Source organism: Prevotella sp. E9-3 (genome assembly GCF_022024015.1).
Classification (GTDB): Bacteria; Bacteroidota; Bacteroidia; order Bacteroidales; family Bacteroidaceae; genus Prevotella.
The window spans coordinates 1452559-1466573 of sequence record NZ_CP091786.1; the positions used below are offsets into that span (position 1 = coordinate 1452559).

Genomic DNA, 14015 nt, shown 5'->3' on the forward strand with positions numbered 1-14015 from the left:
ACCTTTATTTCTGTTTTGTGTGTATGTTTGTGTACAAACAAAAAAAGACCCATCATTGGGCCTCCTTATTCGTTTGCTTGTAGTCGGTAAGGGAATCGAACCCTTATGCCAAGATTGAGAATCTTGTATCCTAACCGTTAGATGAACCGACCGATTAGATGCTAGAAATTCTTAAAATTGTAAGGGGATTGTAGTCGGTAAGGGAATCGAACCCTTATGCCAAGATTGAGAATCTTGTATCCTAACCGTTAGATGAACCGACCTTGTTTGCGGAAGCTGGGGGATTCGAACCCCCGGTACAGTCACCCGTACGGCAGTTTAGCAAACTACTGGTTTCAGCCACTCACCCAAACTTCCTCGGTTTTGCATTTTGATGCTACCGAAAAGCACTTTCTCTTAAATGCGGTGCAAAGGTATATACTTTTCTTGATTCTTGCAAATTTTCCTGCTATCTTTTTTGAGTTTCTTCTAAAAAAAGTAAGAATTATCTCCTAATACCTTATTTATTTATAGATAAGACTCAGAAAAATGAGAGGTAGTTTGACTGAAGCTAAAATAAATTTTGGCCAAAATTCAAATAATAATGGCCAAAATTTTTAAAATAATGGCCATTATTTGTTGAAGGGGAATAATAACAAGTATTAGTCTAAATGGAAAAGCTCGGGAAGCGGAATGGTAACTGGAGAGTTGTCGGGGTTCACTTCCATGATGTCTGCCATCATGTCCCACCAGCGTTGAGTGATGGGATCAACGTTTTCTGTATCTTGTGAATTGCCCTCTTTAGTACATTCTTGATAGGCAAAGAGAATATTTGTGTCTTTATCCCAATAGATACTATAGTTCTCTACGCCTTGTTCCTTGATCATCTGTTTCAGTTCAGGCCAGATGGCGGCGTGACGTTTTTCGTACTCTTTCTCGAAGCCTGGCTTGAGAAACATTTTGAATGCAAATCTCTTTCTCATAAGTGTTAGTCGTTTTTTGTTAATGTTAAGTAATATCCTAATCTGTAAAGGTTGAAAATTCTTAAGCTAGGTCTTTTCCCTGTAAGGTTTCGGCGTTCAATAGGTCCGAATAGACGGTGCCATAATCGGATAAATGATCGGACAATCCCCAGATGAATACCGTCTACGAGAGTTAGCAGGCGTGAGTAACCACGAAGTTCTGAACGAAATTGATGAAGAGTGTTGATACTCCGGTCTATTTTATCCATATAGGCTTCATTAGTTTCGAAGTCGGTCATTAGGGTAGGGTTGTCAATATGGGTGATGCTGACTTTTGATTCTCTTAGCATTTTACCGAATATGACATCTTCATAACCACTTTTTCTGAAACGTTCATCAAAGGGATTGGCTATGATTATTTTTCGCTCTATCAAAAAGTTCGTAGAACGAAAATGTTGATAAGGTCTTAGTTTTCGCTGTTCAGCCGTATGCATAGGCTCGCAATGCTTCTCGTACAGATAGCGTAAGTTCTGATTGTTGCCATTTCCAATTTTTATGCCTCCATTGATAATTCCCTGAGCATCAGTATTTAGATAGTCGGTAATGAAGGATTGGCTGGTAATCTGCATATCACAATCAAGGAATAGTAACCAATTGTATTGACTTGCCTGGGCAAGAAAATTGCGAGTAGCAGCACTCCCTGTGTTTTCCGGCTTCTCGATGAATCGGCAGTTCGTAAAGTCGTTGATTATTCTGTTTTCTTTGATGCTGTCTTTTATAGACGAACAATCATCTGCCACAAGAATTTCGTAAAGGAAATTGTCGCCGTTACTTTTTAGTTGTTGGCATTGACGAGCAATGGCTTCTACAATCTTGACGCATACAGTATTATATACGGGTATTAATATGGAAATTTCATTCTTCATCGGCACAAAAGTACACAAAAACTTTGAAGTTCACAAATATTTTTGTACCTTTGCACCCGCTTTCACGAGTTGATAGCATGAAATTCAATCAAATTACAAATTAAACACTTACATTTAAAACATGGCAACAAAAATCAGATTGCAGCGCGGTGGCCGTAAGAGCTATGCTTTCTACAGCATCGTAATCGCCGACGCTCGTGCACCACGTGATGGTCGTTTCACTGAGAAGATTGGTTCTTACAATCCTAACACCAATCCCGCCACGGTAGACTTGAATTTCGACCGTGCATTGTACTGGTTGGAAGTAGGCGCTCAGCCCACTGACACCGTTCGTAACATCCTGAGCCGCGAAGGCGTTATGCTGATGAAGCATCTGCGTGGTGGCGTGAAGAAGGGTGCTTTCGATGAGGCTACATGCCAGAAGAAGTTCGATGCATGGAAGGCTGACAAGCAGAAGGGTCTGGAGAAGGTTGCTGCTGACGAGGCTAAGGCTAAGAATGAAGCAGCCGCTAAAGCTCTCGATGCCGAGAAGAAGGTAAACGAGGCTATTGCTAAGAAGGTGGCCGACAAGAAAGCTGCCGCTGCTGCTGCCGCCGCTGAGGCTGCTGCAGAAGAAGCTGCTGCTGAGGCTCCCGCTACAGAAGAGGCTCCTGCTGAGGCTTAATTTCGAAAGAACACAAGCAGAAAGATTAGAGGCTGTACTTTATATGAGTACAGCCTCTTTTTTGTGTTTCTCTCTGCTCATATGAGCATGCTTATTATTTTAGAACAATTTCATTTCAGGTTCACAGATTTTGCAATAACGAGGAATAGAAATCTTCATATTGCTTAGCCACTTTCAGATAGTCGTGATGTCGATGAATGTATTCGATGCTCTGCTGTTTGAGTATTGGCATTCGTTCTGGATGTAATAGCAGTTGTTCCAGTTCGTAGTAAACACTTTCATAGTTAGGCTGAACGTTGATAATGGGACGTAGTTCGTTTTCACCAAGTATCTCGTAGTTTTCTGGTTCGCCTCCACCCACGCAGATGATACCTTTCGACATGGCGAGTAATGGATTCATGGAAGGGGTGTAACTATAAAGTTGATCAAGGATGACGTCAGAAGTGTTCATCAGTTGTTGATACGTGTCAAAGGGAACGCCTTCTACTTTTGTCAGTTCCATCCTGTCAGGATATTTTTTCTTAAGGTCTTCGGCGGCTTTGAGCATAATGTCTGTACCCTTGTATTGGCTACGCCCTTTGCTGATGCCGATGAATACCTTAATGGGTAAGGAAGAATATGCTGATTGGAGCGTCTGGTTATTTGACGGTTGGGATGGTTCGATAGGAAAAGGAATATATTGTGTCTTTTCAGGGAAATTAGGCCTGTAGCACACGTCATATTCATACAGACCAGTTACAATGCCGTCGCAGTTGCTGGCTATATATTTGTTTAGTTGCTCCTTGGCAGTTCCCAACCAGTCGCGCTGTTCTTTCAAGGCTGGCTCGTCTGTACGTATCTGGTCGCCAAAGTTGAAATCACTATAGCGCAAAGGCTTTCGCTCTATACACTCATTCACCCAGTAGTAGTCCATTCCAAAAGCCCCAAGTACCATGGCTTTGTTTTGACGCCGAAGAATGCGGTAAATGGACAACAAACGTTCGGCCTTCAGTTCAATAAATATGGGGTTGATGAGTTGTACTACGTCGAAATCTTTCCATGTGAGCAGCAACCGGTAAACCTTTAACAATAGTGAGATGCCATTCAGTTTTCCGGGACTTCTTTCAAGGTCAATGTCGCGTGGGTAGTTCTTCCAGAAATCACCGTTTGAGGCAACGACTACTTGATGACCAAGATTACGAAGCCCTTTGGCTAAGGTGTTGTGGACATTGCTATATTCACCCAATAGGAGTATTTTCATTATTCTGTGTCTATTATAAAAAAGATCTTTATCTTTCTTTTTTCATTAGTGGTAGGGTCTTCATCAGTAAGGAAAGCCCTACTTTGATGTTTGCAAGTCTTCGGAACCAGCTGTATTTCTGTGTGTAGTTACGGTCGGGAAGAGGATAGAGTCCTATTCTGCTTAATTCTTGAAGACGGTGGTCCAAGTAAGTTCGACGGCCTGTAAGTACAATAATGTTATAGATATAATCCATGGTCAGTTGGTGTACACGCCGCTCCAAGGCTAAACGATCATCGGTTGGTAGAGTGTCAGACAGCTTATGTAACTTACTGATTACTGTTTTCATGTCGTTCAGCCGTTTAACAAGTGCTCTGTCGCTACGGTTGTGAATCACAGAAGTGGAGCGTTGTCTGTAGAAGTAGGCTTTGGCGGTTGTCTGTATAGCCATATCTGCACGTAACAGTAGTTGGGGGACAAACTCCTCGTCTTCTCCATAGAAGATACCTTTAGTGAATTGTAGATTCCCAACAATTGTTTTTCGGAATAGGTATGTACATGCAGATCCGTGAATATTCATCCTTCTCAGCATGGATTGTCCGCTCATTTCTTGGCTATCCTCATATTGAATCGTTGTTTCTTCAGAACTGTCGAAATCGAACATGATTAAGTCGTAATGGCCATAGCGAGCAAGGTCTAAAACATGCTCATAGCCAGGACGTACTAAATAGTCATCGCCATCAATAAACTGAATAAACTTTCCGGTGGTCATGCTGAGACCCATGTTGCGGGCTGTTGATACGCCTCCATTAGATTTTCTTACGTAAGTGATATCGTCGACATAATTGTTCAGCTGATTAATGAAAGCATTAGGAGAACCATCGTCAACAACGATGATTTCACGCTCAAAAGGTCGCAATGTAAGAGCCAAAATGCTATCAATGCATTGGCAAATCATCTGTATGGGCAAATCGTAGCATGTGATGATGAAGCTTACGAGCGGCTGTGTTGTATCTTGTGAAAGAGAGTGTTTAGTTTGCATATATTCTTTATTCCTATTAGGTCCAAAGCTACAGCTTTAAGTCTGTTCTTAAAGGATAGGCCTGTGGCAAAGGGGGTGATGATTCTATTCGGTAGGATGGGTGAGTGGCCAGTAAACTCGAATACATCCATTTGTATGTTCAGTGCATTCATGTAGAACCGACTGTCATTGAGTATTTCTGGATAAATAGCCATAGCCATGTGGGCATCGAGAAGCATGCTTAGTTCTGTGCCTTTTGCTTTGTTGGTGATGCCGTTAGGGTTCATCCAGTAGTGGTATGTGCCTATATCGGTGGTGACAATGCATTTTGCTTGTTGGGCAAGTAGGGGGAGGGTGGCCACGTCCTCAAATACTTTTCCGATGGGGAAACAGACATTGGCAAATAATTCTTTCTTGAATAATTTGTTACATGCGTAGGTGTGCTCATAGGCATAGCCTTTCAGCCAATAACTGATGATGTCAGAGTATTCTGTATTTTGAAACAACACAGTCCTTTCGTCACTGGATCCGGAATGCCATATATAGGGATATTCAAGTATGTCAATGTCTGTCCTCCTGCTGAGTAGTTCCATGAGGGGTTGGTAAGTATCAGGTGCAATAAAGTCATCAGAATCTACAAAAGTGAGATAGTCGCCGGTAGCTTTCTTGATGCCTGCATTGCGCGCTCCACTCAGACCGCAATTGCTTTGATGTATCACAGTGATGCGAGTATCGGTTATTGCCCATTCATCGCACTTCTTTGGACAGTTGTCTGGCGATCCATCGTCAACCAGAATAATTTCCATATCAGTATATTGCTGAGCTAATACACTTTCCACACATCGGTCAAGTGTGTGTGCAGTGCGATAGACAGGAATGATGATACTCAATTTCATGTATGCAAAAATATAAGAAAATAACGGAAAAACAAAATAAAAGTTGCCTTTTTGCGTTAGAAAAAAGTAATATTATGAAGAAAGATCGTTCAGATAGTTATGATCATGTGCTGAAATATACCAGTATCTTCGGCGGCGTTCAGGGACTAAACCTATTGATAGGCTTGGTGCGCAATAAAATTGTGGCTTTGCTCCTTGGACCTGCAGGTATGGGACTGGTGTCGCTTTTCAATACTTCTGTCAATTTTCTTTCTCAGGCTACCAACCTTGGCATTTCGTTCAGTGCAGTGCGTAATGTGTCTGAATTGTACGATAAAGGGGATGAAGAACAATTGACCCACTATGTGGGGGTTGTGCGTGCATGGACTCTGCTCACAGCATTGTTGGGTATGGTGGTCTGTGCCTTGTTAGGCCCTGTTTTGAGTAATTATACGTTTGACTGGGGCGATCATACTCTTCATTTCGTGTTGCTTGCTCCTGCCGTCGGTTTGATGGCTATTACTGGAGGTGAAACGGCCATCCTGAAGGGGGCAAGGCAATTGAAGGCATTGGCTGTTATTCAATTGTACAATGTATTCATTGCCCTGCTTGTAGCTATACCAATTTACTATTTCTTTGGCATGAGCGGTATTGTGCCGGTTATTGTATTGGTCGCTCTAGCAGCCATGGTGCTCACAATCCGACACTCTTACCGGTTGTTTCCCTTAACGCTTAGTCGCTTATGGCGGCGCCTTTCTGATGGAAAGGATATGATACGTTTGGGTGTAGCATTTGTGTTTGCTGGCATACTGGGTAGCGGTGCTGAAATGTTCATCCGTTCTTATTTGAATGTAGAAGGTGGACTTGACGTGGTGGGTTTCTATAATGCAGGCTTCATGATTACTGTGACTTATGCCAGTATGGTGTTTACATCGATGGAAACAGATTTTTTTCCTCGTCTTTCAGCCGTTTGTCGTCAGCGAGTCGAGATGCGAAAAACGGTTAACCGTCAGATTGAGGTGGCAATATTACTTGCATCACCCATGCTTTGCATGTTGATAGTGGGTATGCCTTTTATTATTCCCTTATTGTTTTCATCAGAGTTCGAAAGTGTTGTAGAGATGGCTCAAGTGGCTGTGTTCTCTATGTATATAAAGGCAATATCTCTCCCAATAAGCTATTTGACGTTGGCACGTGGCGATTCATTCGCGTTTTTGCTGTTGGAGGCCGTGTTCGATGTGGTAATGGTGTTTTTTGTGGCCTGGGGCTATCACTATTGGGGACTCTTCGGAACGGGATTGGCGCTATCGTCGGCTTATCTGGTTGATATCTTACTCGTGTATCTATATGCGTTTTTCCGTTATGGCTACCATGTGTCCTATCCTGTACTACAATATGTTGCTATGCAATTACCTTTGGGTATTGCTGCTTATGTGGTGACAAAGGTCGATAATGATTTCGTATATTGGACGCTGAGTGGTATTTTTTGTTTGGTGAGTCTGTCCATATCTATTTCGATCCTCTATCAGAAGACAGCCCTTTGGGATGCTTTGAAGACTAAGTTAAACAAAAAACTCCGTGGCAATAATGACTAAGGTGACGGTATTAATGGCTGTCTATAATTCCGAAGCTTTTCTAAAGGAAAGTATCGATTCTCTTTTAGGCCAGACAATGAAAGAGATTCAGGTGGTCTGTGTTGATGATGCTTCGACTGATGGTTCGTTGGCCATCTTGAATGGTTACGCTCAGCGTGATAGTCGTATTGAGGTAATTCATCTGGTTGAAAATAAAGGGCAGGCTCATGCTCGAAATGTAGGGCTGAAACATGCAAGAGGAGAGTATGTGTGTATGCTGGATGCCGACGATTCTTTTTCACCTGATGCTTTGTCGGAAGCAGTGAAGGTCATGGAACAAGAGAATACAATTGACTGTGTGTTGTTTGATGTGTCGATGGATTGGCCTCAACGTTCAGAATTGTACTCTATGCCTGTGTTTCATTTGCCTGAAGCTAATAATCTGTCGCAAGAAACTAGTGTGGAGAATCCGACGATTAGTGGTGAGGAGGCTTTTCAACTCAGTCTTACCTGGAAAATTCATGGACTCTATTTAGTGAAGAATAATATTCATCAGAAGTACCCTTATGATGAAACCTGTCGGTTGTATAGTGACGATAATACTACAAGAATGCATTATCTGGCATCACGCAGAGTGGGGCATTGTAAAGGGATATACCATTATAGGCAGCATGGTGAATCTATGACTCACAAAGTGTCGGTTCGTAAATTTGACTATTTGCGTGCCAACGAGTCAATGAAACAAACAATGACGGATGTGGGCGTATCGTTGGAAATGATGAAACTCTATGAGAACCATCGCTGGCTGAATCTGATAGGTGTATATATGTTTTACTACGTCCATGGTAAAGAACTGGAAAAAGATGAACGGCAGTATGGCTTGAAAGAACTATTTAGGACGTGGCAGATTATTGACCGATCTCTGCTTTCGATGGAGACGATTAATAAATTCGGTTATAGACCAATGCGCTATTGGTGGGCATTTCGAGTTCAGGAATGGCTCTATTTCACTCTCCGTGGCTTGTTGGGAAAGAATTATTGATAAGGAATTATTAGTCGTTGGGTTGTTTTTGTAGATCCTTTTATTTGAAAACAGGTAGGTATATAAAAAACGAATGCCGCCAAACTTTTGTTTGACGGTATTCATTTTACCATTAAGTCCGTTAGATATTACTCAGCGGTCTCCTCAACAGCAGTTGTGTCGGCCTCGGCAGCAGCAGCAGCCAGAGAGTCAGCAACAGCCTGGAACTTAGCAGCGATAGAGTCAGCCTCAAGACCGGTGGTGTCACCAACGAGAGCCCAAACAGCAGCTGAATCGATAACGTTCTCAGCAACTTCTTCTACCTCAGGTACTTCAGCCTCAGCAGCCTTCTTCTCACCGCAAGCTACAAACAGAGCAGCTGCAACGAACATAAATGCAATCTTTTTCATTTCTTTGCTTTTTAAAATCTGTAAAACAATCATTTGTTGATTAAAACGCTGCAAAGGTATATATTTTTTCAATACGGCGTTGCATTTTTTTTGTTTTTTTTTGAGCCGTTTTTGTAACTTTTTTGTAAATAGTTGATTTTTAGTGATTTACGAAATGTTAAAAATGCTATCATTTTGCGCGAATGAGAAATAATGCGCAGAAATGGATTATTTTTCCCTAAAATGTGCTACCTTTGTGCTCATAATCAAGGCACCTATATAATATATGATAGATTCGTCAGTTTTTCAAGGTAAAAAAGCTGCATATGCAACCTTAGGTTGTAAATTGAACTTTTCTGAAACTTCGACTTTTGGTAAGATGTTGGAGGAGTTGGGCGTTCGTACAGCCGGAAAAGGGGAAATTGCAGATTTGTGCCTTATCAATACATGTTCAGTGACTGAAGTAGCTGATCATAAGTGTCGCCAGGTGATACATCGATTGGTTCGTCAGCATCCCGGCGCCTTTGTAGTAGTAACTGGTTGCTACGCTCAATTAGAGGCTGAGAATGTGGCAAAGATTGATGGCGTTGATTTGGTGTTGGGCTCCAATGAGAAAGCCAATTTGATTCAGTTTTTGTCGGATGCTTGGATAAGCAAGGAGGCTGATAGCTCTAAGGTTGTTGAAAATGAACAAGATAAGAATGCTTCTTTTTTCGTTCGTAAAACTAAAGAAATAACATCTTTTGCACCTAGTTGTTCGCGCGGCAATCGTACACGTTATTTCTTGAAAGTACAGGACGGTTGTGACTATTTTTGTACTTATTGTACTATTCCTTATGCACGCGGCTTTAGTAGAAATCCAACTATTGCTTCACTTGTCGAACAAGCTCGTAAGGCTGTTGAAGAGGGCGGAAAGGAAATAGTGCTCACGGGTGTGAATATTGGTGATTTTGGGAAGACAACAGGCGAAAGCTTTGTTGATTTGGTGAAGGCTCTTGATGGGGTAGAAGGAGTGAGCCGCTATCGAATCAGTAGTCTTGAACCAGACCTGATGAGCGACGAGCTGATAGACTACTGCGCTCATAGCCGTGCTTTTATGCCACATTTTCATGTGCCTCTTCAAAGTGGTAGTGATACTGTGCTAAAACTTATGCATCGTCACTACGACCGTCAGTTGTTTGCTGATAAGATAATGACAATAAAATCTCTGATGCCTGATGCCTTTATTGGTGTCGATGTGATGGTGGGGTGTAGAGGTGAAACTCCGGAATGTTTTGAAGAAACCTATGAATTCCTCAATTCGTTGCCCGTTACCCAACTTCATGTCTTCCCCTATTCTGAGCGTCCAGGTACTTCAGCTCTTCGCATTCCTTATGTGGTGAGTGAAAAAGACAAGAAACTTCGTAGTCGTCGCCTTTTGGAATTGTCTGATAGTAAAACGCATGCTTTTTATGAAGCACATATCGGAAAAGAGGCAGAAGTACTGCTGGAGAAAGCCACGCGTGGTCGTGCAATGCATGGATTTACGAAGAACTATGTACGCGTGGAATTGTCGGCTGCAGATGCTTGTCCTGAGTTTGACAACCATCTGCTACGTGTCAGATTGGGGGATTTTAATCATGACAAGACGGCTCTGCGCGTAGCTCAAATTCTAACTCCTCATTCGGCATAGTGTGATAATCTGATTGCGAATAACTTGTACCCGAAACCTCTGACTGTATATGGATAAGTTGGCTATTGTTATATTGAATTGGAATGGTGCGAAGATGCTTGAGAAGTATCTTCCTAGCGTTCTTGAATATTCAAAGGAGGCTGTTGTCTATGTAGCTGATAATGCTTCGACTGATGATTCTGTTGCATTACTGAAAGAAAAGTTCCCCAGCTGTCGTTTGATTTTGCTTGACAAAAACTGGGGGTTTGCAGAGGGTTACAATAAGGCCTTGGAGCAAGTGGAAGCCGAATACTATCTTTTGTTGAACAGTGATATTGAGGTGACTCCTCATTGGCTTCTGCCAATGCTGGCCTATATGGATGCACATAGTGAAGTTGCGGCTTGTCAACCAAAGTTGTTGTCGGTGTTTAACCGCGATTCCTTCGAATATGCAGGTGCCTGCGGCGGTTATCTTGATAGTTTGGGCTATCCTTTCTGCCGTGGTCGTATATTTGATGTCGTAGAGCATGACCATGGACAATACGATCAACCAGCTTCTGTTCTGTGGGCTTCCGGGGCAGCTCTACTCGTGCGCGCGCGTAATTATAAAGAGGTGGGAGGATTGGATAGCCGATTCTTTGCCCACAATGAAGAAATCGATTTCTGTTGGCGATTACGTATTCGAGGCTATCGGATAGTTTGTGTGCCTGAAAGTAAAGTGTATCATGTAGGTGGTGGAACTTTGCCGAAATCGAATCCGATGAAGACCTATCTGAATTTCAGGAATAATTTGACCATGCTATATAAGTGTCTTCCTGATGGCGAACTTCGTAGGGTGATGCATATTCGCTGGTGGCTGGATTATTTGGCTGCTACTGAGATGCTGCTTTTGAAACATAATTGGGGAGATTTTAAAGCAGTGTTCCGTGCACGTCGTGATTTTCGCAGATGGCGTAATGACTTTGATGCTGATCGTAAGCTTATTCAGTCGGCGAGGGTAGGGCAGGAAATACCAGAACAACGTTCATTTTCTTTGCTTTGGCAGTATTATGTCAAAGGGCGTAAGCATTTTTCTGAACTGCCATAGTTGACGGTTAGAATCATTGCGACCAACTACAGGTGCGTTTCCCTTAAAAAACAAAACGATGCGTTTGGCTCATTCAAACGTGTCGTTTAGCCTCTCAGATTGTACCTTTTGCGATAGGAGAGCATCTGGACTGAACGACAGGTTTTCCCAATTTTGCCACATTGCCACTTTGCCACTTTGCCACATTAAGGATTTTCGACTACACGCGCTTGGTGGAAAAAATACTTATGACTTAACTTTAATATATTATTATATATAATATATTATATATAATAATATATTAATTAATATTTAATTTATATTCATTCTTTATTATATTTGTATTCTATTTATATTCTGTTTGTATTCTTATTATTTTCTTGTGCCTAACTTTGCACTATTGAAAATCCTTAATGTGGCAAAGTGGCAAAGTGGCAAAGTGGCATAATGAATACTTTTAGTAGTTTACGATGACAGGACTGTCTGTCTCTTTCTTCCATGCTTTTACCCAATCGAACCATTCTTTGGCTGAACGGAATCCTTCTTTCTCATTGGCTGAACAGTAAGCAACTTTGTAGTTTAGTTTTGTTCCATTTGCTTTAATTACGAAGGTATAGTTGCACCCCTGTTGTTGTTTACCTTTAGGATCGCGAGCTTTCTCTTCTATAATATTCTGTTGTGGTAGATTGATAGCTAAGCCCACGGTTTCACGGTTCCAATTGATAGTATCACTTGCAGGCCAATCCGTTCCCCAGCAAGCTCTCGTCCCCTTATGGTCTGAATATTCTTCGGAGCCTTTCACGTCGATGATTCCTGTTGAGAATACATAGTCACTGGCATCACGGTCAAACTCTATATTGACATCGGTGTCTCTGCGGCCAGCATACTGAGTGTAACGGATAACCATGTTTAATGGCTTTTGTTGAGGATCTATTGTCCATCCTCTGTCTATTATTTCGACGATAGTGCGTAGTGGACCGTAACTTATTATACGTTGCGTTCGTGATTTCACAGGGTCGATCATTGTTGGCTCGTTGCCATTCCATCCGCGAAATGCCCCAAGTCCGAAGGTGTTGCCTACCCATAATACATCATCTCCATAGTATTCCTGTTTTTGTTCGGCTGAAGTGTAGAACTGTGTTTGCTGGAGCTCTAAACGGTGAAGTTTTTTGCCATAGATGTCGAGCGTCTGTCGCTTGTCAAAATAAACGCGGATGCCATTCAATTCGCTCTCAAAACACACGCCGTGGTGATGCTGGAGATTGTAAGGATTTGCACAGTCACCGCGAGCTGTTATACTTTCGATGAAGTTGTTGTGACGATTTTTTTCTTTAACTTTATCGTTGCGCATCAACATTTCTGTGTACACCCGAGCAGGGTAGTTTCTTGGGGCTCCTTCATGATAGAGGGTTATGATATATTTTTTTTGTTGATGCGCTTTCAGATCTGAAAGAAAACATAGCTCATCGTTTATGTCATCCTGATTTAAATCATCTAATTGGCAAGCAACTTCTTTCGTTGCGCTTGAGTCGCTATTGGCGTATTCCTCAACCAATGCTGAGCTTATCTCTCCATACTTTTGTAGAGGAATGATGATGGGGTGATCGGTGCGAGGATTGTCACTTTGGTTTGATACGTTAACGACAATCTTTGTTTGGGCTACAGCGTTCATGGAAACTAGTAGCAAGAGTAAATATACTTTTGACCTCATGTTTTGATAAGTTTTCCTTACAAAAGTACTAATTTTGTAATTTTCTTTTAAATTATTTAGGTTAATATTTGGTTTTTAAAAATATTTTTAGTATTTTTGCAACGCAATTTAACAGAAGCTAAGATTTGTTAGTGCGAAAGATCTATTTTATATTGGTTGCGCTAATGTTCGCCTGCCTTGGTTGTGAATGGCGAATGAGATCAGATGTAACATCTTACGATGCTAATTCGTTTGTGTTACGTTATGATCGTATGGAATCTTTCTTTCTTACTTCTGGCGATTTTTCTGCTTTGCAGCAGATGCAGACTCATTATCCTCTTCAAACACGACTGCTTATTGAGAATCTCTTACAATTAGGCAAGGTTGAGGATGCTCATATTAATACCATTTTTTATTCTTATTATCAGGATACTACACTTCAGCGAGTTATTTCTGATGTGGGCCGTCAGTATGCGCGTATGGACGATTTGGATCATCAGCTGAAAACGGCTTTCGAGCGTTTGTCGCGTATGCTGCCTAATGTTCCTGTGCCTATGGTCTATACACAAATTGGCTCGTTCGATCAGAGTATTGTAGTGGGTGATAGTGTAGTAGGAATCTCGTTGGATAAATATCTGGGTAAGGATTATCCTTATTATGTGCATTATGGCTATTCTGAGCGTCAGCGTTCAATGATGACTCGTGATTTTATTGCCCCAGACTGTTTGAGCTTTTATTTGTTGAGCCTGTATCCTGTGCCATCTGATTCTCTTCGTCAGCAGCATATGGGTAATATTCAGCATGTCGTAAATACAGCTTTGCGAAGACTCGTTTTTCGTAATGAATATGTAAGTCGGGCAAATGAACTGATGTTGGCGGGCGGACATATTTCTTACGACCAATTACTTCGCGGAAAGTGGTAGGCTTTCTATATTTTAGCGTTTAATCGTATTTTACTTTATATAAATTGTTTCTCAA

The 14015-nt window shown here is 41.7% G+C and carries 13 protein-coding genes and 3 tRNA genes; 6 read left to right on the top strand and 10 right to left on the bottom strand.

Going from position 1 to position 14015, the window contains the following annotated elements:
- Positions 1 to 80: 80 nt before the first annotated feature.
- From L6475_RS05165 to L6475_RS05185, 5 genes are all read right to left on the bottom strand, one after another.
- Positions 81 to 152, bottom strand: a tRNA-Glu gene (locus L6475_RS05165).
- 39 nt (positions 153 to 191) lie between these two features.
- Positions 192 to 263: transfer RNA gene (locus L6475_RS05170), tRNA-Glu, on the bottom strand.
- Positions 264 to 270: 7 nt separating this feature from the next.
- A tRNA-Ser gene (locus L6475_RS05175) sits at positions 271 to 357 on the bottom strand.
- A 284-nt stretch (positions 358 to 641) separates the two neighbouring features.
- Positions 642 to 962: an L-rhamnose mutarotase gene (gene rhaM, locus L6475_RS05180; protein ID WP_237823171.1), complete on the bottom strand. Its 321-nt coding sequence runs from the start codon at positions 960 to 962 to the stop codon at positions 642 to 644.
- Between the two features lie 5 nt (positions 963 to 967).
- On the bottom strand, positions 968 to 1867 hold the full coding sequence (locus L6475_RS05185) for a glycosyltransferase family 2 protein (RefSeq protein WP_237823175.1): 900 nt from the start codon (positions 1865 to 1867) through the stop codon (positions 968 to 970).
- 121 nt (positions 1868 to 1988) lie between these two features.
- Here L6475_RS05185 and L6475_RS05190 point away from each other — a divergent pair, with 121 nt between their 5' ends.
- Positions 1989 to 2531 (top strand): 30S ribosomal protein S16, encoded by a 543-nt coding sequence (locus L6475_RS05190; RefSeq protein ID WP_237823178.1) that lies wholly within the window; start codon positions 1989 to 1991, stop codon positions 2529 to 2531.
- A gap of 121 nt (positions 2532 to 2652) precedes the next feature.
- On the opposite strand, the gene L6475_RS05195 is transcribed toward L6475_RS05190, so the two are convergent.
- From L6475_RS05195 to L6475_RS05205, 3 genes are read right to left on the bottom strand one after another with little or no spacing between them, the layout of a single operon-like run.
- Positions 2653 to 3771 carry a glycosyltransferase gene (locus L6475_RS05195; RefSeq protein ID WP_237823181.1) on the bottom strand — a complete coding sequence of 373 codons (1119 nt, stop codon included), beginning with the start codon at positions 3769 to 3771 and terminating at the stop codon, positions 2653 to 2655.
- A gap of 28 nt (positions 3772 to 3799) precedes the next feature.
- Complete coding sequence (locus tag L6475_RS05200) at positions 3800 to 4792, bottom strand: glycosyltransferase family 2 protein (protein ID WP_237823184.1); 993 nt, start codon at positions 4790 to 4792, stop codon at positions 3800 to 3802.
- The gene (locus tag L6475_RS05205; RefSeq protein WP_237823187.1) at positions 4744 to 5667 is read right to left on the bottom strand and encodes a glycosyltransferase family 2 protein; all 924 of its coding nucleotides are present in this window, start codon (positions 5665 to 5667) and stop codon (positions 4744 to 4746) included. Before L6475_RS05205 ends, L6475_RS05200 begins: the two co-directional genes overlap by 49 nt.
- A 74-nt stretch (positions 5668 to 5741) precedes the next feature.
- Between L6475_RS05205 and L6475_RS05210 the strand changes: the two genes are divergently transcribed.
- Both L6475_RS05210 and L6475_RS05215 read left to right on the top strand, forming a co-directional pair.
- Positions 5742 to 7241: an oligosaccharide flippase family protein gene (locus L6475_RS05210; protein ID WP_237823190.1), complete on the top strand. Its 1500-nt coding sequence runs from the start codon at positions 5742 to 5744 to the stop codon at positions 7239 to 7241.
- Positions 7234 to 8262, top strand: a complete 1029-nt coding sequence (locus tag L6475_RS05215) for a glycosyltransferase family 2 protein (RefSeq protein WP_237824025.1) — start codon at positions 7234 to 7236, stop codon at positions 8260 to 8262. The genes L6475_RS05210 and L6475_RS05215 overlap by 8 nt, the downstream gene beginning before the upstream one ends.
- A 128-nt stretch (positions 8263 to 8390) precedes the next feature.
- Here the strand turns inward: L6475_RS05215 and L6475_RS05220 are convergent, their stop codons facing one another.
- Entirely contained in the window at positions 8391 to 8651 is a 261-nt protein-coding gene (locus L6475_RS05220; RefSeq protein ID WP_237823194.1) for a hypothetical protein, read from the bottom strand.
- 265 nt (positions 8652 to 8916) lie between these two features.
- Between L6475_RS05220 and mtaB the strand changes: the two genes are divergently transcribed.
- Positions 8917 to 10302 (top strand): tRNA (N(6)-L-threonylcarbamoyladenosine(37)-C(2))-methylthiotransferase MtaB, encoded by a 1386-nt coding sequence (mtaB, locus tag L6475_RS05225; RefSeq protein WP_237823197.1) that lies wholly within the window; start codon positions 8917 to 8919, stop codon positions 10300 to 10302.
- A 49-nt stretch (positions 10303 to 10351) separates the two neighbouring features.
- Positions 10352 to 11368: a glycosyltransferase family 2 protein gene (locus L6475_RS05230; protein WP_237823199.1), complete on the top strand. Its 1017-nt coding sequence runs from the start codon at positions 10352 to 10354 to the stop codon at positions 11366 to 11368.
- A 436-nt stretch (positions 11369 to 11804) separates the two neighbouring features.
- On the opposite strand, the gene L6475_RS05235 is transcribed toward L6475_RS05230, so the two are convergent.
- Positions 11805 to 13058 carry a DUF4861 domain-containing protein gene (locus L6475_RS05235; RefSeq protein ID WP_237823224.1) on the bottom strand — a complete coding sequence of 418 codons (1254 nt, stop codon included), beginning with the start codon at positions 13056 to 13058 and terminating at the stop codon, positions 11805 to 11807.
- A 251-nt stretch (positions 13059 to 13309) separates the two neighbouring features.
- Here L6475_RS05235 and L6475_RS05240 point away from each other — a divergent pair, with 251 nt between their 5' ends.
- Positions 13310 to 13960: a gliding motility protein GldB gene (locus L6475_RS05240; protein ID WP_237823227.1), complete on the top strand. Its 651-nt coding sequence runs from the start codon at positions 13310 to 13312 to the stop codon at positions 13958 to 13960.
- The last annotated feature ends 55 nt before the right edge of the window (positions 13961 to 14015 follow it).